The organism is Actinomadura sp. RB99 (genome assembly GCF_014706005.1).
Taxonomy (GTDB): domain Bacteria; phylum Actinomycetota; class Actinomycetes; order Streptosporangiales; family Streptosporangiaceae; genus Spirillospora.
This window is the reverse complement of the sequence record NZ_JABMCA010000197.1, coordinates 1-705: the sequence shown is the minus strand read 5'-3', so window position 1 is coordinate 705 and position 705 is coordinate 1. Positions and strand designations below refer to the sequence as shown.

General features: G+C 70.6%; 1 protein-coding gene and 1 pseudogene. Both read right to left on the bottom strand.

The annotated features are described in order from the left end of the window. Positions 1-167 precede the first annotated feature (167 nt). Positions 168-467, bottom strand: coding sequence for a helix-turn-helix domain-containing protein (locus amrb99_RS49540; RefSeq protein WP_190869046.1), 300 nt, complete (start codon positions 465-467; stop codon positions 168-170). Next, positions 467-705: pseudogene (locus amrb99_RS49535) on the bottom strand (hypothetical protein); the annotation flags it as partial. The gene amrb99_RS49540 and the pseudogene amrb99_RS49535, both read right to left, overlap by 1 nt.

Here is a 705-nt window from a genome sequence, read left to right as displayed (position 1 = left end):
CCGGCCCTGGTGCCCTGCGGCTTGCTGTATCTCCATTGTGTCTCACAAACGGTCCTCGTCGCAAGTAGTGAGACAAAGATTTTGAGACGGATTGTGAGACGAGAACGGCCCCGCACCCATGCGGGTGCGGGGCCGTTCGACCGGACTGTTGCGTCGCTCGGTCAGCTCTACGTGCTGCGGGCGGCATCGGCCGGGCGCCAGCCCGGCAGCTCCCGCGCGAGCACCGCCATAGCCGCCTGGACGTCACCGTCGAAGTAGTCGCGGACGACGGCGCGGAGCGCCCGCACGGCCACGCCCTGCTTGTGGATGCGGTCGATCTCGTCCGCGATGTATCTGCGCTGCCCGCCCGGGCTGGTGATGTACGGTAGGACGCCCTGCTTCGTCCAGAAGCTCACGGTCTCGGTGGGGACGCCGAGGATCCGGGCGACGTCGGCGAGCGTGTACACGCGTTCGGCCGGGGCTTGCATCAGCCCTCCCCCCGGGTAGTCAGTTCGCGCCACAGTTCCCCGGCCGTCCGGACGTCGGGCGGCGCGGTCTCGCCCAGCTCCAGGCCAAGCGGATGCAGCCGGACGCGCCAGATCCTCGGCACGCCGAGCGTGTCACCGAGCAGGTACCACACGGAGTGCGTGGACGCCGGGCAGGTGTGCGCGGCGACGTGCGACAGGGCCGCGCCGGCGTACGGCCGCCAGCGGGGGACGCCGGACG

What these genes read in the sequence shown, in the direction of transcription:
- amrb99_RS49540 (WP_190869046.1), bottom strand. Translation starts at nt 467, where the DNA reads ATGCAAGCCCCGGCCGAACGCGTGTACACGCTCGCCGACGTCGCCCGG.